At 70.4% G+C, this 23,875-nt stretch carries 19 protein-coding genes, 1 rRNA gene and 2 riboswitches; of the genes, 7 read left to right on the top strand and 13 right to left on the bottom strand.

Translation table 11 applies throughout. The features are described from left to right. Nucleotides 1-80, bottom strand: a 16S ribosomal RNA gene (locus tag FFS25_RS12440); the annotation flags it as partial. A 643-nt stretch (nt 81-723) separates the two neighbouring features. Between FFS25_RS12440 and FFS25_RS12435 the strand changes: the two genes are divergently transcribed. Further along, the gene (locus FFS25_RS12435) at nt 724-1,308 is read left to right on the top strand and encodes a GNAT family N-acetyltransferase (RefSeq protein ID WP_235586769.1); all 585 of its coding nucleotides are present in this window, start codon (nt 724-726) and stop codon (nt 1,306-1,308) included. A 143-nt stretch (nt 1,309-1,451) separates the two neighbouring features. Here the strand turns inward: FFS25_RS12435 and FFS25_RS12430 are convergent, their stop codons facing one another. The 5 genes from FFS25_RS12430 to FFS25_RS12410 all read right to left on the bottom strand — a co-directional run bounded on the left by FFS25_RS12430 (nt 1,452) and on the right by FFS25_RS12410 (nt 7,340). After that, nucleotides 1,452-2,048, bottom strand: coding sequence for a methylated-DNA--[protein]-cysteine S-methyltransferase (locus tag FFS25_RS12430; RefSeq protein ID WP_249933896.1), 597 nt, complete (start codon nt 2,046-2,048; stop codon nt 1,452-1,454). Nucleotides 2,049-2,168: 120 nt separating this feature from the next. Next, on the bottom strand, nt 2,169-2,870 hold the full coding sequence (locus FFS25_RS12425; RefSeq protein ID WP_171004206.1) for a DUF4870 domain-containing protein: 702 nt from the start codon (nt 2,868-2,870) through the stop codon (nt 2,169-2,171). 216 nt (nt 2,871-3,086) lie between these two features. Then, on the bottom strand, nt 3,087-4,268 hold the full coding sequence (locus tag FFS25_RS12420; RefSeq protein ID WP_006215761.1) for a cystathionine gamma-synthase: 1,182 nt from the start codon (nt 4,266-4,268) through the stop codon (nt 3,087-3,089). After that, nucleotides 4,265-5,740, bottom strand: coding sequence for an O-acetylhomoserine aminocarboxypropyltransferase/cysteine synthase family protein (locus FFS25_RS12415; protein ID WP_137803135.1), 1,476 nt, complete (start codon nt 5,738-5,740; stop codon nt 4,265-4,267). The genes FFS25_RS12420 and FFS25_RS12415 overlap by 4 nt, the downstream gene beginning before the upstream one ends. 49 nt (nt 5,741-5,789) lie before the next feature. After that, a riboswitch (SAM riboswitch) is annotated at nt 5,790-5,899 on the bottom strand. A 34-nt stretch (nt 5,900-5,933) separates the two neighbouring features. Next, nucleotides 5,934-7,340, bottom strand: coding sequence for an acyltransferase family protein (locus FFS25_RS12410; RefSeq protein WP_137803134.1), 1,407 nt, complete (start codon nt 7,338-7,340; stop codon nt 5,934-5,936). 354 nt (nt 7,341-7,694) lie between these two features. Here FFS25_RS12410 and FFS25_RS12405 point away from each other — a divergent pair, with 354 nt between their 5' ends. From FFS25_RS12405 to FFS25_RS12395, 3 genes are all read left to right on the top strand, one after another. Continuing rightward, a complete protein-coding gene (locus FFS25_RS12405; protein WP_137803133.1) occupies nt 7,695-8,141 on the top strand; it encodes a hypothetical protein in 447 nt (148 codons plus the stop codon). A 236-nt stretch (nt 8,142-8,377) separates the two neighbouring features. Then, nucleotides 8,378-9,592, top strand: coding sequence for an NAD-dependent epimerase/dehydratase family protein (locus tag FFS25_RS12400; RefSeq protein ID WP_137803132.1), 1,215 nt, complete (start codon nt 8,378-8,380; stop codon nt 9,590-9,592). Between the two features lie 5 nt (nt 9,593-9,597). Next, entirely contained in the window at nt 9,598-10,824 is a 1,227-nt protein-coding gene (locus FFS25_RS12395) for a glycosyltransferase family 4 protein (RefSeq protein ID WP_137803131.1), read from the top strand. Between the two features lie 9 nt (nt 10,825-10,833). Here FFS25_RS12395 and FFS25_RS12390 read toward each other — a convergent pair whose 3' ends face one another. Next, nucleotides 10,834-12,603 carry an alpha/beta-hydrolase family protein gene (locus FFS25_RS12390; RefSeq protein ID WP_137803130.1) on the bottom strand — a complete coding sequence of 590 codons (1,770 nt, stop codon included), beginning with the start codon at nt 12,601-12,603 and terminating at the stop codon, nt 10,834-10,836. A 190-nt stretch (nt 12,604-12,793) separates the two neighbouring features. Between FFS25_RS12390 and FFS25_RS12385 the strand changes: the two genes are divergently transcribed. Further along, nucleotides 12,794-13,795, top strand: a complete 1,002-nt coding sequence (locus FFS25_RS12385) for a serine hydrolase family protein (protein ID WP_137803129.1) — start codon at nt 12,794-12,796, stop codon at nt 13,793-13,795. A 59-nt stretch (nt 13,796-13,854) separates the two neighbouring features. On the opposite strand, the gene FFS25_RS12380 is transcribed toward FFS25_RS12385, so the two are convergent. The 6 genes from FFS25_RS12380 to FFS25_RS12355 all read right to left on the bottom strand — a co-directional run bounded on the left by FFS25_RS12380 (nt 13,855) and on the right by FFS25_RS12355 (nt 21,134). Continuing rightward, nucleotides 13,855-14,913, bottom strand: a complete 1,059-nt coding sequence (locus FFS25_RS12380; RefSeq protein ID WP_137803128.1) for a hemolysin family protein — start codon at nt 14,911-14,913, stop codon at nt 13,855-13,857. Next, on the bottom strand, nt 14,913-16,391 hold the full coding sequence (locus FFS25_RS12375; protein WP_137803127.1) for a hemolysin family protein: 1,479 nt from the start codon (nt 16,389-16,391) through the stop codon (nt 14,913-14,915). The genes FFS25_RS12380 and FFS25_RS12375 overlap by 1 nt, the downstream gene beginning before the upstream one ends. 369 nt (nt 16,392-16,760) lie before the next feature. Further along, complete coding sequence (locus FFS25_RS12370; RefSeq protein ID WP_082676952.1) at nt 16,761-17,525, bottom strand: C40 family peptidase; 765 nt, start codon at nt 17,523-17,525, stop codon at nt 16,761-16,763. Nucleotides 17,526-17,527: 2 nt separating this feature from the next. Further along, a riboswitch (cyclic di-AMP (ydaO/yuaA leader) is annotated at nt 17,528-17,698 on the bottom strand. 305 nt (nt 17,699-18,003) lie between these two features. Then, nucleotides 18,004-18,546, bottom strand: a complete 543-nt coding sequence (locus tag FFS25_RS12365) for a hypothetical protein (protein WP_006215653.1) — start codon at nt 18,544-18,546, stop codon at nt 18,004-18,006. Between the two features lie 171 nt (nt 18,547-18,717). Next, nucleotides 18,718-19,395 (bottom strand): FadR/GntR family transcriptional regulator, encoded by a 678-nt coding sequence (locus tag FFS25_RS12360; RefSeq protein ID WP_137803137.1) that lies wholly within the window; start codon nt 19,393-19,395, stop codon nt 18,718-18,720. Between the two features lie 68 nt (nt 19,396-19,463). Beyond that, nucleotides 19,464-21,134 carry an L-lactate permease gene (locus tag FFS25_RS12355; RefSeq protein ID WP_137803126.1) on the bottom strand — a complete coding sequence of 557 codons (1,671 nt, stop codon included), beginning with the start codon at nt 21,132-21,134 and terminating at the stop codon, nt 19,464-19,466. A 170-nt stretch (nt 21,135-21,304) separates the two neighbouring features. Between FFS25_RS12355 and FFS25_RS12350 the strand changes: the two genes are divergently transcribed. Both FFS25_RS12350 and FFS25_RS12345 read left to right on the top strand, forming a co-directional pair. Beyond that, a complete protein-coding gene (locus tag FFS25_RS12350) occupies nt 21,305-22,165 on the top strand; it encodes a (Fe-S)-binding protein (RefSeq protein ID WP_137803125.1) in 861 nt (286 codons plus the stop codon). After that, the coding region (locus tag FFS25_RS12345; protein ID WP_137803124.1) for a LutB/LldF family L-lactate oxidation iron-sulfur protein at nt 22,162-23,875 on the top strand (1,714 nt) is incomplete at its 3' end. The genes FFS25_RS12350 and FFS25_RS12345, both read left to right, overlap by 4 nt.

Below are 23,875 nucleotides of genomic sequence, written 5' to 3'. Positions count from 1 at the left end.
CTGGTGCTTCAGCGTTCGACTTGCATGTGTTAAGCACGCCGCCAGCGTTCGTCCTGAGCCAGGATCAAACTCTCCGTTGAAAAACGAAAAACCATACCTGGCTGGAATCAAAATAATGATCGTCCAGCACGTCACGGGAACGAGACGCACTGACGCATCAGCTGATCCAACCAAACAAAAAATTGCTTGAACTGGTATCAGCAGACAATTTGGCACACTATCGAGTTCTCAAACAACAGACGATCAACCAGCCCGTTTCACCAGGCCCGCGAAGATCAGTTCCTTCAACCGCCGCAGCTCACGAGACCCGAACCTTTGTTCATCTCTCGTTCACCGTTGCGCGGCCAGATCACCATACTCGCTTCACCCGCTCTTCACAACCCGGCTCCTTCGACCCGATCCCCCGCGCCCATGCAGTGCAGGGCGAAGCGATCTGCTCGATCGAGCCGTTCAGTGGTTGTGTCGACGCAGGATCATCCGGATCGGTGATCCTGCCGCTGCGCCGCACCGGTTCGAACCGGCGGGCCGCTCGCGGCGACAGAGAAGAACATTACACACCCCCAGCGCCCCCCGCAAACCCGTGAGGCCCGCAGTGACGGGCCTCACCTGGGCCAAGTCCCGGTCTTCGTCGCGCAGCCGGCCGGTTCGCCCGCACCAGTACCGGGCCACGCGGCTGCGCGCTGCCCACTCGGCTTCTCCACCGCGATGGACGCCAGCCGGCCCTTGGTCGTCTATACGATGGATCCCGTGAAGGACCTGCTGCCCCTGGAGACGGACCGCCTCTTCTTCCGCCGCTTCAGCGAGTCGGATCTGGAGGCCATGCACGCCTATCAATCACGTGAGGACTACGCGCAGCACGCCTGGCGAGGACCTCGCTCGTGGGAGCACTCGGAGCGGGTCATCGCCGAGCATCGCGGGCCGAGGGCCTTCCTCCACGACGGGGACACCATCCGCTACGCCTTCAGCGCGCACGACGACCCGGAGGGGCTCTACGGGGAGATCGTGCTGACGCTCGTGGACGCCGAGTCGCGCCAGATCGAGATGGGCTGGGTGGTCAGCCCCGATCATGCAGGCAGAGGCTATGCAGGCGAGGCTGCGATCGCCGCGATCGACGCCTGCTTCGAGCGATTGGACGCCCACCGCGTGTTCGCGCGCCTGGATGCGCTGAACCACAGCTCCATCAAGGTCTGCGAGCGCATCGGCATGCGCAGGGAGGCGGAGCTGCGCGAATCGCACCTGCAGCTGGGCGAATGGCGCACCGAACTCATCTACGCCGCGCTGCGCTCCGACCGGATCAGCGCGGACTGACCTGCCGGTTCCCGCGGCCGTCGCAGAGGAGCTCCACCTGCGGCCAACCTCCTGGCCCGACATGGGCCCGTCCCGTGGATCGGGCTGTTCTACGCCCTCGGGCGCAGCCGCTGTCGGGCGTCGCCGCTCGGGTCCCCGGTCCGTCAACGCGCTGCGCGTCGGGATTCCATCTCCAGCAGCTCCTGCTTGCGCTCGATGCCGCCGGCATAGCCGGTCAGCACCCCTGTAGAGCTGAGCACCCGGTGGCACGGCACGATCACCGACCACGGATTCCGGCCCACCCCCTGTCCCACCGCCTGGGCCATCCCGGGATTGCCGAGCTGCTGCGCCAGCGCGCCGTAGGTGGTGGTGGTCCCGAACGGGATCTCCTGCAGCGCCTTCCACACCCGCGGGCGCAGGGGCTGCGGGCGGTCGTCGAGGGCCAGCGGCAGATCGAACCCGCGTCGCCGACCGGCGTACCAGTCTTCGAGCTGCTCCTGCGCCTCGCTCAGCAGGGCATGGTCACCCTCCATGCCGAGGGTCTCGTCGTCCGGGAAGTGCTTCTGATCCTCGAACCAGCATCCCGTGATCGCAGGCCGGCCGTCGTGCGGGCCGGCAGCCACGACCATGCGCCCGAGCGGCGTCTCCACCCAGCGGTGCATGCGCGCCACGGGCTCCGGCAGCTCCATGCCGCGCGGAGGCGCAGGAGTCGGCTCGGGGATTCGTCGGGCGGCGCGCCCGGAGATGTCGAAGTCGCTCATGAGCACCATGGTGCGGTCATGTCCCCGCACGCGCAACGGCCGGGCCCTCCGCAGCGGAGGGCCCGGCCGTCGTCGTGGAATTCCGGCCGCCGCGCACGACGGGTGCCGGAGGATCCGGTCTCAGCTGAGGATCGGGATCTGCATGGGGTACTTGTACGCCAGGCCCTTGTTCGCCTGCATGGCGCCGAGGACGGCGAACACGATCGACAGGATGCCCAGGACGGGAAGCAGGAAGAGGGCCAGGCCGAGGGTGGGAATGGCCAGGATCCAGATCACGACGTTGAGCGCGAACACGATGACGTTGAAGTTGAAGGCGCCCGCGGAGGCATTGCGCACCAGCGGGTCGCGGTCCTTGAAGATGAACCAGATGATCAGCGGTGCCGCGAATCCGATCCAGCCGGCCGAGAACAGGAACAGCACCGGAGCTGCGATGTGGGAGATCAGCGCCCAGGTCCGGGCGTCCGAGGGGCTCAGCGGCTGGCCGCCCTGCTGGAAGGTGGCCTGCCCGTAGTTGCCCTGGGCCGTGTACTGCTGTCCGCCGCCCTGCGGCTGGTCGTAGGCGCCCTGGCCTCCGTAGCCCGGATGCTGGCGCTGCTGCCCGGCTCCGGGGTAGCTGTAGCTCGGCTGCCCGTAGCCCTGCTGCGCGCCGGGGTCCCCGGAGGGCTGGCTGCCCGACTGGCCCTGGTTCGGGCCCCACGACGGCTGCCCGGACTGCTGGGGGTCGCCGCCCTGCCCGAACGAGGGGGCCTCGTGCTGCTGTCCGCCCGGGGCGTTGCGGCCGTCCGATCCGGAGGCCGGGTTCTGGGGATCCTGCGAGCTCATGAAGGCTCCTTCATATGGCGCTTGCATGGGGACCCGCGCGACGGCCGAGCCGAACGCGACGAGGCTGCTGCCCCCAGTGTAGGCAGAGCCCTGCGATCGCCGTCAGGTGACGGCGATCGCAGGGCTCTGCCGGAGCCGGGGAGGCCGCCGCGTCAGTCGCAGTGCCGGATGAGCGCGCCGCCTGTCAGTCGCCGAGCCGGGCGAGCGCAGCGCCCGTCAGGCGCCGAAGGCACGCTCCAGGTCCTCGAGGTGGTCGTCGAGGTCCTCGATCCCGACGGAGAGCCGGACCAGATCCACCGGCACCGCCAGCGGCGTGCCGGCCACGGATCCGTGCGTCATCTCGGAGGGCCAGCAGATCAGCGATTCGACCCCGCCGAGGGAGACCGAGAGCTTGTACATCTTCGTGGACTCCGCGAAGCGCCGGGCCGCAGCCTCTCCGCCGTGCACGCGGAAGGAGACCATGCCACCGAAGCCGTCCATCTGCCGTGCGGCCAGCTCGTGGCCGGGGTGCTCGGGCAGTCCGGGGTAGAGCACCTGCGCCACCTCTGGGCGCCCGATGAGCCACTCGGCGATCCGGCCTGCGGTCTCCTGATGGCGCTGCATACGCAGCGAAAGGGTCTTCAGCCCGCGCGCGGCCAGGAAGCAGTCCTGGGGCCCGGCGACCGCCCCGCCGGCGAACTGCTGGAAGCCCACGAGCTCGGCCAGCGTTCCTCCGGGCGAGAAGCCGCCCACGGCCTCGACCTCCCAGGCCCGGTCCGAGACGACGACCGCCCCGCCCAGCACGTCCGAGTGCCCGCCGATGTACTTGGTGGTGGAGTGCACGACGACGTCGGCGCCGAACTCCAGCGGACGCTGAAGGTACGGCGAGGCGAAGGTGCTGTCCACGATCAGCAGCGCCCCGGCATCCTGGGCGATCTGGGCGATTCCCGTCAGATCGGCGATGCCCAGCAGCGGATTCGTGGGGGTCTCGACCCAGATCACCCGCGTGCCCGCCTCCACAGCCCCGCGGACCGCATCGAGCGAGGTGACGTCCACCGGCGTGTGCCGGATCTGCCAGGGAGCCAGGACCCTGGTGATGAGCCGGTTGGTGCCCCCGTAGCCGTCGGCGCCCAGGACCACATGGTCTCCGGGGCGCAGCACCGAGCGCAGCAGCGCATCCTCCGCCGCGATCCCGGAGGCGAACGCGAAGGCCCGCTGCCCGCCCTCGAGCGCGCACAGCTGCTCCTCGAAGGCATTGCGGGTGGGATTGGAGCCGCGGGAGTACTCGTGGCCGTCGCGCAGGACGTTGATGCCGTCCTGGACGAAGGTGGAGGTCTGGTAGACCGGCGGGATGACCGCACCGGTCAGCCGGTCCGGCTCCTGGCCGGCGTGGACGGCGCGCGTGGTGAACCCGCTCATGCCTGCACCTCCTGGCGCTGGTCGCGGCGCGCGCCGCTCGGCTCGTCCTCGGAGCGCACCGGGGCGCCGTCCGTCGACGATCCCGGGGCACCTTCTGCGGCCGGGATCTCAGCGCCGCGCGCGGCCTCGACGCGCAGCAGCTCATCGAGCGAGGACTGCAGATCGGCGATCAGGTCGTCGACCGCCTCCAGCCCGATCGACAGCCGCAGGGTCTGCCAGCTGATCCCGCCGGCCAGTCGCTGCTCCTCCGAGAGACGGCAGTGGGTCATGGCCGCGGGATGGTTGATCAGCGATCGGACGTCGCCGATGTTGGCCACCAGCTTGAAAAGCCGCAGGGAGTCGACGAATCCGGCCACTGCGGCATCCGAGCACTCCAGCTCGAAGCCGAAGACCGACCCGACGCCCTGGGGGAAGTCGCGCTCGGCGATCTCCCGATCGGCGGAGCCCTCGATCAGGGGGTGGTGCACGCAGCGCACCGCCGGATGCGTGCTCAGGAACTCGGCGATGCGAGCGGCGCTGTCCGAGTGGCGGCGCATGCGCAGGTCCAGCGTCTCGAGGCCCTGGATGATCTGGGAGGCGTTGAACGGCGAGAGCGTCAGACCCAGGTCGTGCACGAACTTGGCCCGGCACAGATGCAGGAACGGCGAGCCGCCGCGCAGCTTCTCGCACAGGCTGATCCCGCCCCAGCGCGCTCGCGGCTCGGTGAACTGCGGCCAGCGAGCGGCCTCGGCCTCCCAGTCGAATCGACCGGAGTCGATCACGACGCCGGCCAGCGACGTCCCGTGCCCGCCGAAGAACTTGGTGGCCGAATGCACCACGATATCCGCCCCGTGCTCGAAGGGCCGGTACAGGATCGGCGTGGCCAGGGTCGAGTCGACGATCACCGGGAGCCCCCGCTCATGGGCGATGCGGGAGATCGCGTCCAGATCCGCCAGCGTGGCCAGCGGGTTGCCGATGGACTCGAGGAAGAAGCCCCGAGTGTCCTCCGTGATCGCCTCCGACCAGGCCGAGGGGTCAGCGGGATCGACGTAGGTGACGGTCGCGCCGAGATCGGCCAGCGTGTCACCGAGCAGGTCGACGGTGCCGCCGTAGATCTTCTCCGAGACCACCAGGTGCTTGCCGGGGCCCGTGCTGATCAGCGCGAGCAGGGCCGCGGCGACGGCGGACTGGCCCGAGCCCATGGCCACGGCCCCCACTCCGCCCTCGAGATCGGCGACCTTCTGCTCCAGGACGGCGACCGTGGGGTTGCCCGTGCGGGAGTAGGTGAAGCCCGGGGTGGTCTGGGCGAACATGGCGGCGGCAGCCGCGTGGTCCGGGAACTCGAAGGCCGAGGACTGGTAGATCGGCACCGGCAGCGTGGCCTGGACGGGGGCGGCAGGGGCGCCCGGATCGGATCCGGCCCGGCCGGCGTGGATCTGGCGTGTGGCCAGCGACGTCGAGCTCTTGAGCTCGTCGCAGGGCGAGGACGTCATGAGAGGTGTCTTCCGTGACGGGGTGCTCTTGACCTGCACGTCCCGCCGGAGCTTGTTCGTGCGCTGCGTCAGGTGCAGGCCGCTTCGTCATCCGAACCACCCTTGAACATGGGGTTGGTGCACAGCCAAGTCGGAGCTTGGCAGCTGTGTCTCGTGAAGCCGGTCCGATACTAGCACCACACCGATCGAGCCGTCAGGACCTCCGTGCGGGCGGGACCAGCAGCAGGACCGCCGCGACCATGGCCGCCGCGCCGCCGAGGGCCAGCGGGATGCCGAGCAGGAAGCGGACCTCCAGCACGGCTGCGGAGAAGACGAGGACGGCCGCGGCGAGGATGCGGACCCACGCCCGTCCGTCCGGCGATGAGGAGCGATCGGGACTCGAAGCTCGCAGCGGCGCGGATCCGTCGGCTCGGGGCGCGGTCGAGGGCCGCTCACCCGAGGGCGATCCTCCGGCTGCGGGCCCCTCCGGTTCGGGCTCGCGGGCGACGATCCGCCCCGCCACGGCCTCCAGGACGCCCAGCGGACGCACGACCAGCAGGACCATCGCCCAGCAGAGCAGCCCGATCGGCAGGCGCCACAGCCACCACTGCGCTGAGCCGGGCACCGGATCCGGGCCGCCGAGCAGCCACCACACCGCCATCACGGCCACGATCACCGGCAGGTGCCACAGGTACAGGGTCGCGGCCCGCGAGCCGACGACCCAGGCGACGGCCTGCGCGGGACGCCATCGCATGAGCCGCTCCAGAGCCGGCGAGCACAGCTGCAGGACGCAGGCCTGAGCCGCGCCGAGGGCGATCATGCACAGCGTGGGCGGGTTCAGGGCCGACAGCCCGTCCGCACCCCACCAGGGCAGGCTCGTCAGGCAGAGCATCACCAGGACCGACAGGGCCGTGATCCCGAGCAGTCTTCCTGCCGAGGCACGAGCGAAGGATCCGTCGTGGCGGAAGAAGCCGATCTGATGGATCGCCAGCCAGACCGGGGCGAAGCCGAGCAGGCCCCACCACGGCCGCTCCGCGGCGATGCGCAGCACCTCGATCGCAGCGCTGAGCCCCACCAGCGCAGCCAGGGTGAGAACGGGCCGGCGATCGTGCAGCCCGTGCAGCAGCGGCACACCGACCAGGCACGCGGTATAGGCGCCCACGAACCACAGGTGCATCCCGAGCCCCCGCAGCGCCATCGAGGCCCAGTCGGCGGGCATCCCCACGAGCGCCGCGAGGGCGCCGGCCAGCGCCAGGGCGACCCACACAGCGCTCGCAGGCACGACCAGGCGCAGCAGCCGGGCGCGCACCCAGGCCGGCCCGCGGACGCCCTCCGCCGACTGGCGCGACCACGAGATCGCCGAGGCGCACCCTCCCACCACGAAGAACAGCGGCATGACCTGCACGAGCCACGACACCGGGGCGTACCAGGAGGCCTCGGTGGGGGCCATGACGCTGCGCAGCGCGCCCGTGCTCGGATCCGTCGTGAGCGTGACCAGGAGGATGTGGAGCACGACCACGGCGATCAGGCAGGCGACCCGAGCAGCATCCAGCGCGAGATCGCGCTGCGCAGGGATGGTCTGCGCAGCGCGCCGGCCGCGGGAGGTGCTCAGCTTCGTCACGTCTCCGATCGTCACACGACGGCGGCATCGCAGGGGGCTCGGCGGGTGCCCGGGAGCGCAGCAGCGCGATTGTGACGTCAGAGCGTCTTCTTCCGCAGGTCGGGGCATCGGATCGCCCCGATGCCTTCTGCCGGAAGGCCTCCGCTGTTACGGTTACCCAAGAGTCATTTAGATATGGCGGATCGGGCATGGATCCGCCTGGATCCGCGCTGTGGCAGGGCTGAGAGACAGCTCCGCTTCCGCCGGTGGGTCTGTACGCGGCACAGCGGATCGCCTAATCTGGACTCGGGTCGCACCACGATGACGTCGGAGACCCTTCCCCCCGCAATTCCGACGATCAGCGCAGGAGCAGCAGTGACTGTCACGAGCACCAGACTGGGCCGGCTGGGATCTCCCCAGCACCACAAGACGCCCCGCTCCCCCATGTGCCATGAGTGCACCACCGATCTCTACCTCAAGTTCCGGGTCTTCCTGCCCTCCACCCGCAAGCGCAGCCGCGTCCCGGGGCTGCGCCGGATCATGGGCCGCGTGCTGCGCTGCGCGGTCCGCCCCGGCGGACGCGTCGAGTACTTCTGCCAGAAGTGCGGCACGCAGCAGCGCCACCTCATCCCGGAGGGCTGGGAGCCCACCTCCAAGGGCCTGACCCCGTGCGATGTCCAGGACCTGGCCTCGGTGTTCATCGCCCCAGGCGAGTCCCTGCCCACGGAAGAGGTCCGCCAGCAGCTCCTGGGCCCGGAGCCCGCACCGGCCGCCCGAGCTGAGAAGACCCTGAGCCTCCGAGAGAGCCGGCTCCCGGCCTGATCCGGCCCGCGCCGGAGCCGTCGCTCTGCGCACCCGTCGGAGGCAGATGACACAATCAGGAGGTCCCCCTCCCGCGGGCGGCTTGAGCGCACCCGCCCTCGCATGCCGCTCGTTCACCGTCGGTTCATTCCGGGGTTGCAGGGTGGACGACGACCTTCTACAGCACCAGCCCGCTCGGTTCGGCGTCGTGATCCTTCCGATCCCCGCGCCGAGAGGCGCACGGAAACGGAGATGACGTGAAGATTGCGATCCTCGGCGGCGACGGATTCTGCGGCTGGCCTGCCGCCCTGCACCTCTCGGAGCGAGGTCACGACGTCATCACCGTGGACAACATGTCCCGCCGTCGGATCGACGACGAGCTCGGCGCGCAGTCGCTGACCCCGATCCGCCCGCTCGTCGAGCGCCTGCGCGCCTGGACCGAGGTCTCCGGCAAGGTCATCGAGCACCGCCACCTCGATGTCGCCGAGGACTACGAGGGCCTGCTGCAGCTGATCAGCGAGGACCAGCCGGACGCCGTCGTGCACTTCGCCGAGCAGCGCGCGGCGCCGTACTCCATGAAGAGCTCGCGCACCAAGCGCTACACCGTGGACAACAACGTGTCGGCCACGCACAACCTGCTCGAGGCGATCGTCGAGTCCGAGCGCGACGTCCACGTGGTCCACCTGGGCACCATGGGCGTCTACGGCTACGGCACCGCCGGGATGAAGATCCCCGAGGGCTACCTGGATGTAGAGATCCCGCACGAGCAGCAGGAGCCGATCCAGCAGCAGATCCTGTACCCGACCAACCCGGGCTCGATCTACCACATGACCAAGTCGCTGGATCAGCTGCTCTTCGCGTTCTACGCCAAGAACGACCAGCTGCGGATCACCGACCTGCACCAGGGCATCATCTGGGGCACCACGACCGCCGAGACCCAGCGCGACGAGCGGCTGATCAACCGCTTCGATTACGACGGCGACTACGGCACGGTGCTCAACCGCTTCCTCATGCAGGCGGCGGTGGGCTACCCGCTGACGGTCCACGGCACCGGCGGGCAGACCCGCGCGTTCATCCACGTCCAGGACATGGTGCGCTGCGTCGAGCTGGCCCTCGAGAACTCCCCGGCCCCCGGCGAGCGCGTCAAGATCCTCAACCAGATGACCGAGACGCACCGCGTCCGCGACCTGGCCGAGCTGATCGCCCGCATCTCCGGGGCCGCCGTGGAGATGGTGCCCAACCCGCGCCAGGAGTCGGCGGAGAACGAGCTGCACGTCACCAACGACACCTTCTTGGAGCTCGGCCTGCAGCCGACCACCCTGTCCGAGGGCCTGCTGCACGAGGTCGAGGAGACCGCCAAGCGCTACGCCCACCGCGCGGACCTCTCCAAGATCCCCGCGCGCTCGCTGTGGAACCGGCGCACCCGGGCCGGTGTCCCGGCCTCCGTGGCCCACGAGTCGCAGGGCAGCTGAGCAGCTTGCGCATCGCGCTGTTCACCGAGGTCTTCCTGCCGAAGATCGACGGCGTCGTCACCCGCATCATGCGGACCATGGAGCAGCTGGAGCAGCTCGGCCACGAGGTCGAGGTCTTCGCTCCGGGGCACCCGCCGACGCAGTACGCCGGGCACCGCGTGCACAGCGTCCGCTCGCTGTCGTTCAAGCCCTGGTACCCCGAGATCAGGGTGGGCCTGCCCACCGGGCGCATCGCGACCCGGATGGCCGAGTTCGAACCGGACATCGTCCACGCCGTGAACCCGGTGTGGCTCTCGGCCTACGGCGTGCTCTCGGCTCGCCGGCGCAACCTGCCGCTGCTGGCCTCGTTCCACACGGACGTCCCGCACTACACGGAGGCCCTGGGCCTGAACCTGCTGCGGCACCCGTCGGAGTCGTGGATCCGGTGGCTGCACAACCAGGCCGAGCTGAACCTGTGCACCTCCGGTCCCATGGTGGAACGGGCCCGGACGGTCGGCATCCAGGATGTCGACCTGTGGCCCAAGGGCGTCGACACCGTGGCCTACACGCCCGAGAACGCGGACCGCGCCATGCGCGAGCGGCTCAGCGACGGGCACCCCGAGGCCCCGCTGATCGTCTACGTGGGGCGCGTCTCCAAGGAGAAGAACCTCGACGAGCTGCTCGAGCCGATCCGCCGCCTGCCCCAGGCGCGCTTGGCGATCGTGGGATCCGGACCGCACAAGGAGGCGCTGCAGGAGCAGTTCGCCGGGACGAACACCGTGTTCACCGGGTACATGTCCGGTCTCGAGCTCGCCCAGGCCTACGCCTCCGCGGACGTCTTCGCCTTCCCGTCGCGCTCCGAGACCCTCGGCCTGGTGGCCCTGGAGGCCTTCGCCTCCGGCGTCCCCGTGGTCGGCGCGCGTGCCGGCGGCATCCCCTTCGTGATCGACGAGGGCGTGACCGGGCACCTGGTGGAGCCCGGTGACGCCGACCAGCTCACCGAGGCGCTGCGGGGTCTGCTCGAGGACCCGCAGCGCCGTGCGCGGATGGCCCAGGCCGCCCGCGACGAGGCGCTCAAGCACTCCTGGAGGGCCTCGACGGAGGCCCTGGTGGACTTCTACACCGAGGCGATCGAGCGCCACTGGCGCGATCACGTGCCGGCCGGTCCCATGCTCAAGCTCGTGGGCGCCGCCGATCAGCGCGCTCTGCGGCTGCCCCCTGCCATCCGGAAGTACACCGACCTGCTGCCCTGAGCCGCCCGCTCAGTGCGGGCGCACGCGCGAGGCGATCCTGGCGATGACGGCCTGCTCCTGGGCCGCACTGAGCTCGATGCCCAGCACCCGTGCCCACGCTCGGACCTGCTCGCCGTGGTAGCTGTGCCCGTGGCCGCCGGGGATCTCTATCGAGCGCGGCATGTCGGTGGTGATCTGCCAGAACGTCACCCAGGGCAGCCAGCGCAGCGTGGTGATGACGTCGGGGGCCGGGCGACGGCGCAGCTCCTCGATCCAGTCGAACCGCCGCCAGATCAGCGCCGGGGACCACCACACCACGGGATCCGAGGCATGCTGCAGGTAGGCGATCCGCGGACGCCGCCACGGTCCGTACGGGGCTCCCGAGGGATCCAGATCGAGGTCCTGGGGCCGATTCGCGAAGCGCACGTGCGCCCCGCTGCGGTACACGGGCAGGATCTCGGTGCTGCCCTCGTCCCGATCCGCCACGATCCGCGACCACAGCCGAGTGGCCCGCGGCGTGCCGGACCACACGGCGCCATCGACCGACGACAGCATCTCGTGGATGCTGGCGAAGGCGCCGTGCCCGCCATAGGCCCCGAGCGACTCCCCCGCCGTGAACAGCCGGGGCCGCCGCTGCTGGGCAGGGAGGCTGTCGAGCTCCCGGCGCACGCGCTCGAAGAGAACGCGGCCAGCGCGTCGGGCACCCTGCCGATCCACCACGAAGGCGAGTCCCGACGGCGCGAATGAGTACTGCAGGGTGGCGCTCGCGCAGTCGCCGCCGGTCAGGTACTCGACGCTCGCCGGGGTCCAGTCCTGGATCCAGCCCGTCCCCGTGCCGGTGAGCAGCACGAGCACGCCGCGCTCGAACGCCCCGGTGCGGTGCAGCTCGGCCACCACGGCATCGGCGGCGTCCTCGAGGCTGTCATGGGCGATCTTGCCGGCGAAGACACGGATCGGCTCCCGGTGCTGCCCGGCAGCGGTCTGCGGGCTGAGCCGCAGGCGCTCGAGATCCGCCGCCCGAGGCCCGTCGGCCACGAAGGCCTGCCCGTGCGTGCCCAGGACGTCATAGGACTCGCTCGAGCCCGGCCCGCCCGAGCGCTCGGGCTCCGCGGGACGACGGCGGCCGTCGGCCCAGCGGCGATTGGCGATCGTTGCGCGGCGAACCATGCGCCGGGCAATCTGCGCGATCAGCAGGCGGTTGGTCAGCGCCACCGCGCCGAGGCCGGCGACCGAGGCCAGGCCCGGGCCCACGAGATCCCGCGAGATGAAGCGCACGCCGCCTGCGACCGTGGAGCGGATCCAGTGCATGACCCAGCCGAAGGCCACGCCCCCGAGCCACCACGACGTGCCCACGGCGTAGCCGATCACATGGGCTCGCGGGCCGCCGTCGCGGGTCTCGACGAGCTCGGAGGTCCGCCGCTGCGCCCCCGCCGAGCGAGCCAGAGCCGCCGCGGTGACCGCCGACGCCCCGCCGATCAGCGCCGCCGTCAGGGGGTGCAGCCGACCACGGCGTCGGGCGGGATCCGTGCGGCTGCGGAAGTCGGCGGCCGCACGCCGGATGCCCGGTGTGGGGCGCTCGCCCAGCCGCAGCCCGAGGTTGTGCAGGCCGACTCCCAGGGCGTAGCCGCCCAGCTGGTTCGTGGCCACCGAGGCAGCGGTCATCCACCAGGTCCGGGGCACGAGCGACGGGGACAGGGACACCCAGGACGCCCCGAGACCCAGCACCAGGCCGGCGCGGTTGAACCATGGCTGTCGGACGTCTCCCGGGCGGTGGATCGGAGGGCGGAACGAGTAGCGCACCCGGCCATCCTATGGATCCCGGCCCCTCTTGAGGGGCGGCGTAACCTCCGGCGCGACGGTCGCGGCAGCTGCCTGGATGCGATGGAGTGGATTCAGCGGGACATCACCCCACTGCCAGGCGGCACCCGTATCCTCGGTCGCGAGCACCGGATCCCGAACGTGCACAGCACGACTCCCCGAAAGGCCCCGCATGTCCCGCAGGCACCTGACACTGGCCCTCACGGTCCCGCTGCTCGTCGGGCTCCTGGCCGGGTGCGGCTCCGATGAGGAGTCCGGCGCGGCCTCCGGCGAGGCCCCCGCGCGCTCCGGCGAGCCGACGGAGCGCTCGGAGCAGCTGCGCACCGATCTGACCAGCACCTGCCTGGCCGACGGCACCGCAGAGGGCCGGCAGACCCCTGAGCTCGCATGGCTGGACGCAGCCCCCGGTGCCTCGGACCGCGACGTCCTCCAGGCAGCCGTGGACGGCGCCGAGAAGGATCTGGACCTGACGGCGAGCATGGGCGTCCGGGTGTCCGGCGGCGAGAACACCACCGCGGGCGGGGAGCGCACGTATCCCTCGGCGAGCCTTTCGAAGGTCCCCGTGGCCCTCGCCTATCTGACGACTCTGCGTGAATCCGGCCAGGAGCCCACGGAACAGGACCTCGCCCTGATCGATACCGCCCTGGTCTACAGCGACAACGACGCCGCCTCCCAGCTCTACGGCGGGCTCGGCGCGACCCCGCTCGAGCAGCAGGCGGCGCTGCAGGAGATGGACGACCTCCTCGGCATGGACAACGGAGCCGAGACCGACTTGCCGGGGCTGAATCCCACCTCCGTCGACGACCAGCTCAGGCTGCTCGCCGCCCTGCAGGACCCGCCCGAGGGGCTGGACGCGGACGACGTCAGCACCGTCACCGAGCTCATGGCCGTGCCCGCCCCCGGGCGGCAGACGCCGGACGAGTCCAAGGACTTCGGCGTCGGCTCCCTCGCTCTGCCGCTGGAGGACCCGGCCGCCGACGACGTGCACGTGAAGAACGGCTGGATCGCCGACGACGACTCCGGGCTCTGGAGCGCGGGCACGGCCGGATACGCCACAGTGCAGGGCACCGATCTGGAGATGGTGGTCCTGCTCGAGGACGCCCCCAGCGCCGAGTGCGGCTTCAGCGCCCTGGACGCCATGGCCCACGCGGGCATGCAGACGGCCGGGAGCTGACAGCTCCCGGCCGCTCGCTGGGGACCTCCCCGGCCCCGCCCGGACTGGGCAGAGAAGGATCAGGCGGTCTCCGGCGTGGTGGCGTCGCGGACCTCCCCCACGAGCTCCTCGAGGACGTCCTCGAGCGCCACGATCGCCCGCTGGTTCTGGCCGCCGTCCCCGCTCGACTCCACGAGCGCCAGGTGCGCCTGCGTGGCCTGCATACGGCGCATGACAGCCTGCAGCTTGGCGTCCTCTGGCACCCGGCCCAGCGAGTGCACGATCGAGGCGTCGAAGACCTCATCGCGCGCCTCAGCGGGCACCGCCAGGATGTCCTTGGTGTGGATGTAGCCCTCCAGGCTGCCGTCGCTGCCCACCACGGGGAAGCGGGAGAAGCCCGTCTCCACGCACAGCTGCTCGATCTGCGCCGGAGTGGCGTCGACGGACACGGTGCGGATCTGATCGAAGGGGATCGCCACGTCCGAGGCGGTGAGCCGTTCGAACTCCAGCGCTCCGGTCAGCAGCCTGATCTCGTCGGGATCCAGCAGGCCCTCGCGGCCGGACTCCTCCACGAAGCCAGCCACCTCCACGGAGGTGAAGGTGGAGGAGACCTCGTCCTTGGGCACGGCGCGCAGCACATGGCGCACCACCAGGTTGGCGGTCTGGTTCATCAGCCAGATGAACGGACGCAGCACGATCACGAAGACCCGCAGCACGGGCCCCAGCAGCAGCGCCGCAGCCGCCGGCTGAGCGATCGAGATGTTCTTGGGGACCATCTCGCCGATCACCATGTGCAGGAAGGTCACGATGACCAGCGCGATCACCAGGGCGATCGGGTGGATCAGGAACTCGGGCACGCCGACGGCCTCGAACACCGGTTCGATCATGGCCGCGATCGCGGGCTCGCCGACGGAGCCGATGAGCAGCGAGCAGGCCGTGATGCCGAGCTGGGTCGCGGCCAGGGACGTGGAGACGTCCTCGATGCCCTTCAGCGCCATGCGGGCGCCGCGGGAGCCGTCGGCGGCGCGCGGCTCGAGCTGATCGCGGCGGGCCGAGACCATGGCGAACTCGGCGCCCACGAAGTAGGCGTTGCCGAGCAGCAGCAGGATCAGGATAAGAATCGCACCGAAGCCGTCCATCAGCGCTCACCCCCGTCCTTGAGCGCGGTATCGAGGCCGGCGTCCTGGTTCTCGGCCATGCCGTCCTCCTCGACCGTCTCGTAGCGGACGGGCTCCTCATCGGGGTCGTCGTCGTCCTCGGGCTCCTGGGCGAGCCGGACCACGACCACGCGCTCGACCCGGTACTGATCCATCTTGGCCACCTTGAGCGAGAGCCGCGCCTTGATGGGGAGGTCGTCCTCGTCCTTGTGCTCGCGATCGGTGCACTCGAGCTGGACCTGGTCCCCGACCTCGGGCATGCGATCAAGCATCTCGGCGATCAGTCCGCCGATGGTGTCGGTCTCCTCGCCCTCGGGGACGTCGAGCTTGACGATGTCGCCGAGCTCGTCCGGGCGCAGCAAGCCGGCGACGACGATCGAGCCGTCGCGGCGCCTGCGGTACTTGGCCAGGGTGGTGTCCTGCTCGTCGTCGATCTCGCCGACGATCTCCTCGATCAGGTCCTCGAGCGTCACGATCCCGGCGGTGCCGCCGTACTCGTCGACCACGATCGCCATCTGCAGGCCGGGCTGACGCAGCTCGCGCATCAGCGGATCCAGCGTCATGGATTCGGACACGGCCTCCACGGGGTGGGCGATCTCCCGAGCGGCGGTCGTGCGGCGCTGGTCAAAGGGCACCGCCAGCGCGTGCTTGAAGTGCACGACGCCCACGATGTCGTCCACGGACTCGCCCATCACCGGGAATCGGGAGTGGCCTGTGGAGGCGGCGAGCTCGAGCAGCTCGGCCACGGTCTCCTCCTCGACGAAGTTCACGCGCGGGCGCGGCGTCATCACATCCGCGGCCGTGCGGTGGCCGAACTCGATCGAGCGGGCCACGAGCTCCGCCGTGGCGGCATCGAGCGTGCCCTCCTCCCCGGAGCGGGAGACGACGGCGGCCAGCTCCTGGGAGCTGCGGGCGTTGGCGACCTCCTCGCGGGGGTCGAAGCCCAGCCAGCGCAGGATCTGGTTGGCCGAGGCGTTGAGCAGGCTCACCAGCCAGCCGAAGACGAACATGAAGACGTTCTGCGGGCGGACCACGAGGTCCGCGACCTTCGAGGGCTCGGCGATGGCCCAGTTCTTGGGGACCAGCTCGCCGAAGACCATCTGCACGAACGTGACGAGGATGAACGCGCCCGTGGTGCCGGCGAAGGCGACGACATACTCGGGCAGACCGGTGATGCCGAACAGCGAGCTCAGCAGCACGCCCACCGACGGGGCCGTGAGGTAGCCGGCGATCAGGCTCGTGACCGTGATGCCGAGCTGCGCGCCGGAGAGGTTCGTGGACGTCCGGCTCAGAGCCCTGTCCAGTGCTTCGGCCTTGCGGTCGCCGGCCTGGATCCGGGCGCGGACCTCGTTGCGGTTGATCGTCAGGTAGGAGAACTCGACCGCGACGAACAGCGCGTTGCCGAGCACCAGCAGCAGGAGGACGACCAGCAGGACGAGGGCTGCGACGAGGGGGCTCACCTGCGCCTCACCGCCCAGAGGTCGTTCGAGGCTCGATCAGGACGGGACAGGCAGCGGGGCGAGTGCCCGGCGGCGGAAGCGCTACTTCGATACTCCGCATCATCCGAGCTCATGGCCCGGTGGGTATCGGGGGCGCCCCAGGTGGTGTCTGAAGGCATGGGATTCAGTGTAAGGGGTCGTGTCACGGGTACGGGAGCATCTGTGCGCAGCGCCGCACGGGCGCCGTCGTCGGACAGCTGGGCGGGTGCGGGCGCTGCGCGTGTGCGCAGACGCCCGTGGGCGGCGGACCCGGAAGGTCCGCCGCCCACGGGCGGTGCGATCACTCAGCCCTCTCTCCGAGAGGCTGCTCGATCAGAGTCGCTGTGCGGCTCAGAAGGAGGCGTAGTAATCGGTCGACATGGCCGAGACGGCGTGCACCTGGGTGCCCTGGCTCGGGTTCAGGGCCGAGATCATCTGGCCGTTGCCCAGGTAGATTCCGACGTGCGAGCCGCCGTTCTGGATGACCAGGTCGCCCGGCTGCGGGTTGGAGGTCGGGGTCCCGGCAGCGCCCTGCGCAGCCGCGGTGCGGGGCAGGTCGATGCCGTTCTGGGCGTAGACGTACTGGACGAAGCCGGAGCAGTCCCAGCCGGACGGGGTGGTGCCGCCCCAGACGTAGCCGGCGCCCTGGTAGGACATGGCGGTGCCGGTGACGCCCGAGGTCGAAGCCGAGGCCGAGCTCGAGGCGGACGAGCCGACCGACTGGGTCGAGACGTCGTTCGAGGCGGCGGAAGCGGCCGGAGCCGAGTCGGCGGAGGCCGAGGAGGCGGCCGGAGCCGAGTCGGCGGAGGCCGAGGAGGCGGCGGACGCAGCCGGAGCCGAAGAGGCGGCCGGGGCAGCGGCGGCCGGGGCCGACGAAGCGGCGACCGGGCCGTTGCCGTAGGTGTAGGTCGCGTTGCCGTTGGCATCAAGCGTCCAGGAGAAGTTCCAGCCGGCGGCAGCGGCGGCGGCGTTGTCGAGCCCGGCCCAGGAGGCGGGCAGGTCGCCGGAGTAGGTGGTCGGGGCAGCCGAGGCCGGAGCGATGGTGGCGGCGGCGGCGAAGCCGGCGACTGCGAGGCCGAGGCCGGTGCGACGGGCGGCGGTGGTGATGTTCTGCATGGCTATTTCCTCCAGTGTGCCTACGGGGTGAGCTGTCGGGTGCGGATCCGATGGATCCGGCCGAGGCTCGGAATGGGTGGACAGCCTCGGCTTCACCCCAAGGCCCGCGTGTTCTCGCGAGCCGGGAAGTGGGTCCCCCGTTCCTGCCAGGTCCGTTTAGGGATCTTCGCCGAGCGGCAGCAGGATGCGGCGATCCGCTCGGGAGCGCCGCCCGTCCGAGCGGCACGGGTAGAACAGTAACGAACAGGTCACGGTTTGTCACGGGACAATAACGTGACGGCGTCCGCAACTGCCCTCGCAGCCCGCCTCGGGCACGACGAAGGCCCCGCATCTTCCAGCATCGCCCCAGGTCAGATGGGGCATGCCGAGATCGATGCGGGGCCTTCGCATGAGACCCGCCACAGTTGAGCAGTGTCGTGATCCAGCGGCAGATCACCGTGAGGTCACGGTCGGATCACCGCCGGTCAGCTGCCAGAGCTCACCAGGTGCCCCAGGAGGAGTCCTCGGTGGACTCGTCCCACTCGTTCTCCCAGAAGTCCACGTTCTGGCCCTCGGGGCTGTCGGCGTAGCCCTCGGTGGTCTCATCCCACGAGTAGCCGAACGAGGAGTCGAAGAGGTCCGAGGAGTAGCCCTTGGCGTCCTCGGAGTAGCGCTCGGCGTGACGCTCGGTCACGCGGTCGCCGAAGTAGGTGTTGTAGTAGTTGTCGGCGTCCTGCTCCGTGATCTCGTTCCAGGACTCGGCCTTGGACTCCGACTGGACGTTCTTGGTGCGCAGCGAATCGGCGCCGGTGCGCTCGTACTGCGACTCGACCTTGCGCTCGGAGAAGCTGTCCGAGTAGACGTCCGAGAACTTGTAGTCGCCCTGGGTGGTGGTGCGCTCGGAGTAGAAGCGCTCGCTCGAGGTGGTGGTGACCGTGCGGCCGGTCTCGGTCGGGGCCGGGGCGGCCATGGCCGGAGCGGCGGAGGCGGCTCCCAGGCCGATCAGGAGGGCAGAGGCGGTCAGGACGGAAGTGCGACGCATGGTGGTGGTCTCCTCGATGTCGTCGTTGGGGGCGTTCGCTGCGGATCAGCGGCCCCGAGGCGGACATCTCCCAGCTCACACCATGGTGATGACCGGGGGGAAGACGACGGCCCACATTTCCTCCCTCGGACGTTCACCCCGCATTCACCTGGGGCGATGTCCGCGCAGCGCTCAGGAGGCGACCGCCGCCTGGAAGTCGAGGATGTGCTCGCGCAGCAGCTCGGCCGCGGCCGCATGATCGCCGCGGGTGGCGGCCTCGAGGATCTCCCAGTGCTGCGCCTGCAGCCGACGCCGCAGCTTCGGCCAGCCCTCGATCCGTGCCACACCCTCGGCCACATAGCCGACCACTGCCGTGCGCAGCGACGTCAGGATGGTCACCATCACGACGTTGCCGGACAGCTCGCCGAGGGTCACGTGGAACTCCGCGTCGAGGGCGTGGAAGAGCTCCTCGGTCACGCCTTCGTCCATGCGCTGCAGGATCCGCCGCGCTCGGCCGCAGATCTCATCGCGCACCGGAGGGTCGGACCTGCCCGCACTGTGCATGGACTGGGTCTCCAGCAGGACGCGCATTTCGACGATGTCGGCCATGGGCAGCGCCTGCGTGGCCACGTGCATCCGCAGGGCCCAGGCCAGGGCGTGCGACGGCTCGGACACGACAGTGGCCCCGGACCGGGGCCCCGAGCCCACCTCGCTGGAGACCAGGCCGAGGGCATCGAGCACGCGGATGCCCTCGCGCACGGAGGCCCGCGAGATCTCGAAAAGCTCCGCCAGGGCCCTCTCGGCCGGCAGCTTGTCGCCCACCGAGAGCTCGCCGTCGCGCAGCCGGCCCTCGACCCATTCGAGGACCACCGAGTGCGCGGCGCCCCGGGGGCGATGCGCCCCCGGGGCGAGTGCTCGCAGCCGAGCCTGCGCGTCCGTCACTGGACCGGCAGCATCCAGGCCAGGACGTTGGACTGCAGGAAGACCAGCAGGCACAGCGCCAGCAGCATGCCCACGGACCAGGGAAGCACCTTCTTGAAGATCTCCGACTCCTTGCCCGGCATGCTCACCGCGGTGGCGGCGATGGCCAGGGACTGAGGCGAGATCATCTTGCCGACCACGCCGCCGGTCGTGTTCGAGGCGACCATGAGCGCGGGATCCAGCCCGGCGCCCTCGGCGGCCGTCTGCTGGAGGTTGGAGAACAGCGCATTGGCCGAGGTGTCCGACCCGGTCACTGCGGTGCCGACCCAGCCGAGCACCGGGGAGAAGAACGCGAAGGCCGCGCCCAGCCCGGCCACGAACGTGCCGATCGCCAGGGTCTGCCCGGAGAAGTTCATGACGTAGGCCAGGGCCAGCACAGAGACGATCGTCAGCGCGGAGAACCGCATCTTGTACATGCAGGCCGCGATCTCCCGCAGCCCCTTGCCGATCGTCATGGGGAAGCGGCCGCCGTGCGTGAACACGGAGTAGATCACCGTGACGAGCAGCCCGGTGATCAGCAGCAGGGTGCCCGGCGAGGACAGCCACTGGAAGGAGTAGACCGTCGCAGCGATCGGCTCTCCGGCGGCGTTGACCAGATGGCCGTCCAGCCCCGGCCAGGGGATCTTGACGTCGGTCGCGGCCAGGGCGGCGGGGATGTCGACCCCTGTGGTCCACAGCTTGGCGATGCCGAAGACCACGACCACCAGGACATAGGGCAGCACGGCCATCCACACACGGGCCGGGGTCAGCTCGGAGACGGAGTCCGTGTGCTCGATGCCCAGGCGGTCCTTGGCCTCCAGGGCACCGCGGGGGCGCCAGAAGCGCAGCAGCACGACAGCTGCGGCCAGGCCCACGAGGGCGGCGACGACGTCGGTGAGCTCATAGGAGAAGTGCACGGAGGTCCACCACTGGGCCACGGCGAACGAGCCGCCGATGACCAGGGCCGCCGGCCAGGCATCGCGCACGCCGCGCATGCCGTCGATCAGCAGCAGCAGGAACATGGGGACCACGAGCGCGAAGAACGGGGCCTGGTGCCCGACGATCGCGCCGATGTGCGCGGCGTCGATGCCGGTCAGGCGCCCGGCGGTGGTGATCGGGATGGCCACGGCGCCGAAGGCGACCGGGGCGGTGTTGGCGATCAGCACGACGGTGGCGGTCTTCAGCGGCTTGAGCCCGATCGCCATGATCATGGTGGCCGTGATGGCCACGGGGGCGCCGAAGCCAGCGAGCGCCTCGAGGAGGCCGCCGAAGCAGAAGGCGATGAGGATCGCCTGGATGCGGACGTCGCCGCCGCCGATCGAGTCGAAGATCGAGCGCATGTCCTCGAACCGCCCGGCCGCGACGGTCACCTGGTAGAACCACAGTGCCATCACGACGATCCATACGATCGGGAACAGGCCGAAGGCCGCTCCCTGGGTGGCCGTCAGCAGCGCCAGGCCGGCGGGCATGCCGAAGCCGAGCACGGCGGCCAGCAGCGCCGAGGCCAGGGCGATCAGGCCCGAGAGCCAGGCGCTGCGCTTGAGCCCGACCAGGCAGATGAAGAAGACGACGAGCGGGACCAGACCGACGAGGGCAGAGAGGCCGAGACTGCCGCCGACGGCGTCCACCTGAGCTGTGTAGGTGTCCACGAGGACCTCCGGAGAGTGAGAGGAAGGAGGGGACTGACGGGATCGACAGCGGTCTCCGGTGCGACGGGAGTCACGTTTCAGGTATGGTCTGACCACACGATCCTGACGAGACTGTACATGATGCGCATCACATCGCGGCCGCGTCAGGAGAAGAGCATCCGGGAGGGCCCATGAGGATCGCACTGTTCGCCACCTGCATCGTCGATGCGATGTACCCCAAGGTCGCGCTGGCCACCGTCCGCGTGCTGGAGCGCCTCGGCCACGAGGTGATCTTCCCGCCGGGGCAGGGCTGCTGCTCCCAGATGCACGTCAACAGCGGCTACATCGACGGCGCGCTGCCCGTCGTGCGCAACCACGTCGAGGCGTTCACCGCCGCCGACTACGACGTCGCGGTCGCCCCGTCCGGCTCCTGCGTGGCCTCCCTGGGCCACCAGCAGCCGATGATCGCCCGGGAGTGCGGCGACGAGGCCCTGGCCCAGCGCGCCGAGGAGGTCGCCGGCCGGACCTACGAGCTCTCCGAGCTGCTGACCGACGTCCTCGGCGTCACGGATGCCGGCGCCCAGCTCGGATCGTGGTTCCCGCACCGGATCACCTACCACCCGTCGTGCCACGGCCTGCGCCTGCTCGGACTGGGCGATCGACCGACCCGGCTGCTCTCCTCCGTCCAGGACCTCGAGCTGGTCGAGCTGCCCGACGCCTACGAGTGCTGCGGCTTCGGCGGCACGTTCTCCTTCAAGAACCCGGATGTCTCCGGCGCCATGGCCGAGGCCAAGCTGCGCAACATCGAGAGCACGGACACCGAGCTGTGCGCCGGCGGCGACGCCTCGTGCCTGCTGCACCTGTCGGGAGCCGCGCACCGCCGCAGGACGCCGGTGCGCACCGTCCACCTGGCCGAGATCCTGGCCTCTACCCGCCAGAACCCCCTCGAGCTCGACGACATCGCCGAGCTTTCGATCCCGCAGGGCACCGCGTCGATCGGCCCGCGCGCCGAGGCCCCCGCCGTCGAGACCGCTGAAGGAGCCGCACGATGACCGCCGTCCAGCTCGGCATGCCGTCCATGCCGCCCGCCTACGGAGTGGGCAACCTCTACGAGGAGTCCCCCTTCCCCGCCCACGCGCGCGACGAGCTGCGCGATGAGCAGATGCGCGCCAACATCGGCCACGCGACCCACACCATCCGCGCCAAGCGCAACCGCGTCGTCGGGGAGCTGCCGGACTGGGAGGAGCTGCGCGACGCCGGCGCGGCCGTCAAGCAGGAGGTCGCCGCGCGCATGCCCGAGCTGCTCGAGCAGTTCGAGGCCAACGTGACCGCCCGCGGCGGCATCGTGCACTGGGCCCGCGACGCCGAGGAGGCCAATCGCATCGTCACCGACCTCGTGCGGGCCAAGGGCGTCGACGAGGTCATCAAGGTCAAGTCGATGGCCACCCAGGAGATGGGCCTCAACGAGCACTTGGACTCCGAGGGCATCCGCGCGATCGAGACCGACCTGGCGGAGCTGATCGTGCAGCTCGGCGAGGACAAGCCGTCGCACATCCTGGTCCCGGCCATCCACAAGAACCGCGACCAGATCCGCGAGATCTTCTCCCGGAAGATGCCCGGGCTGACCCGCGAGCTGACCGACGAGCCCGCCGTGCTGGCCGAGGCCTCCCGGCGCTACCTGCGCGAGAAGTTCCTGGACTCCACCGTGGCGATCTCCGGGGCGAACTTCGGCATCGCCGAGTCAGGCACCCTCACGGTGGTGGAGTCCGAGGGCAACGGGCGCATGTGCCTGACGCTGCCGGAGACCCTGATCACCGTCATGGGCGTCGAGAAGCTGCTGCCGCGGTTCTCCGACCTCGAGGTCTTCACCCAGCTGCTGCCGCGCTCCTCGACCGGCGAGCGCATGAACCCCTACACCTCCATGTGGACCGGGGTGACCGAGGGCGACGGGCCGCAGGAGTTCCACCTGATCCTGATGGACAACGGGCGCTCGGCCGTGCTGTCGGACCCGGCGGGCCGCGACGCCCTGCGCTGCATCCGCTGCTCCGCCTGCCTCAACGTCTGCCCGGTCTACGAGCACGCGGGCGGCCACGCCTACGGCTCCGTCTACCCCGGGCCCATCGGAGCGATCCTCTCCCCGCAGCTCACGGGCGTGGCCGCCGCGGAGAACGACTCGCTGCCGTACGCGTCGTCGCTGTGCGGGCGCTGCTACGAGGTGTGCCCCGTGAAGATCGACATCCCGTCGATCCTGGTCCACCTGCGCGACGAGGACGTGCGCACCAAGCACGGCGAGCGCCGCCGGGAGGAGAAGACGCAGCGGGAGACGGCCGAGCGCTACGAGGCGCTCGTGCTGGATCAGCACGCGCACAACCCCGAGGCCGGCCAGCGCCACGCCATGCCCGAGACCCCTCAGGCGGGCTCGGCCGGCTCGGCCGGGGCCTTCCTGCGCCGGGCCGTGGCCCGGACGCAAGAAGCCATGCCCTCGCAGATGGACATGCTCATGCGCGCCGCCGGCCTGGCGATGTCCTCGGGCACCCGGATGCGCCTGGCGGAGAAGGCCCTGCCCCTGGGGCGGGCCGCCGTCAGGCCCATGGGCGGGCTGAGCTGGATGCCCGGCGTGCTGGGCGGCTGGACGCAGCAGCGCGACATCCCCGTGATGCCGCGCGAGTCCTTCCGCAGCTGGTGGCAGGACAACGGGGGGGATGCGCAGCAGCGTCGGCGCGCGGATCTGGGCGACAGCGCCCCGGCCTCCGCCCCGCAGC

It is taken from the genome of Kocuria sp. 2SI (assembly GCF_005502825.1).
GTDB lineage: Bacteria > Actinomycetota > Actinomycetes > Actinomycetales > Micrococcaceae > Kocuria > Kocuria palustris.
Note: the sequence above shows the minus strand (reverse complement) of the source record. Positions and strands in the feature narration are given on the sequence as shown.

Coding starts and splice junctions, on each gene's coding strand:
- FFS25_RS12385 (WP_137803129.1), top strand. CDS start 12,794: ATGTCCCGCAGGCACCTGACACTGGCCCTCACGGTCCCGCTGCTCGTC.
- FFS25_RS12380 (WP_137803128.1), bottom strand. CDS start 14,913: ATGGACGGCTTCGGTGCGATTCTTATCCTGATCCTGCTGCTGCTCGGC.
- FFS25_RS12430 (WP_249933896.1), bottom strand. CDS start 2,048: ATGAGCGACTTCGACATCTCCGGGCGCGCCGCCCGACGAATCCCCGAG.
- FFS25_RS12420 (WP_006215761.1), bottom strand. CDS start 4,268: ATGAGCGGGTTCACCACGCGCGCCGTCCACGCCGGCCAGGAGCCGGAC.
- FFS25_RS12425 (WP_171004206.1), bottom strand. CDS start 2,870: ATGAGCTCGCAGGATCCCCAGAACCCGGCCTCCGGATCGGACGGCCGC.
- FFS25_RS12370 (WP_082676952.1), bottom strand. CDS start 17,525: ATGCAGAACATCACCACCGCCGCCCGTCGCACCGGCCTCGGCCTCGCA.
- FFS25_RS12415 (WP_137803135.1), bottom strand. CDS start 5,740: ATGACGTCCTCGCCCTGCGACGAGCTCAAGAGCTCGACGTCGCTGGCC.
- FFS25_RS12350 (WP_137803125.1), top strand. CDS start 21,305: ATGAGGATCGCACTGTTCGCCACCTGCATCGTCGATGCGATGTACCCC.
- FFS25_RS12365 (WP_006215653.1), bottom strand. CDS start 18,546: ATGCGTCGCACTTCCGTCCTGACCGCCTCTGCCCTCCTGATCGGCCTG.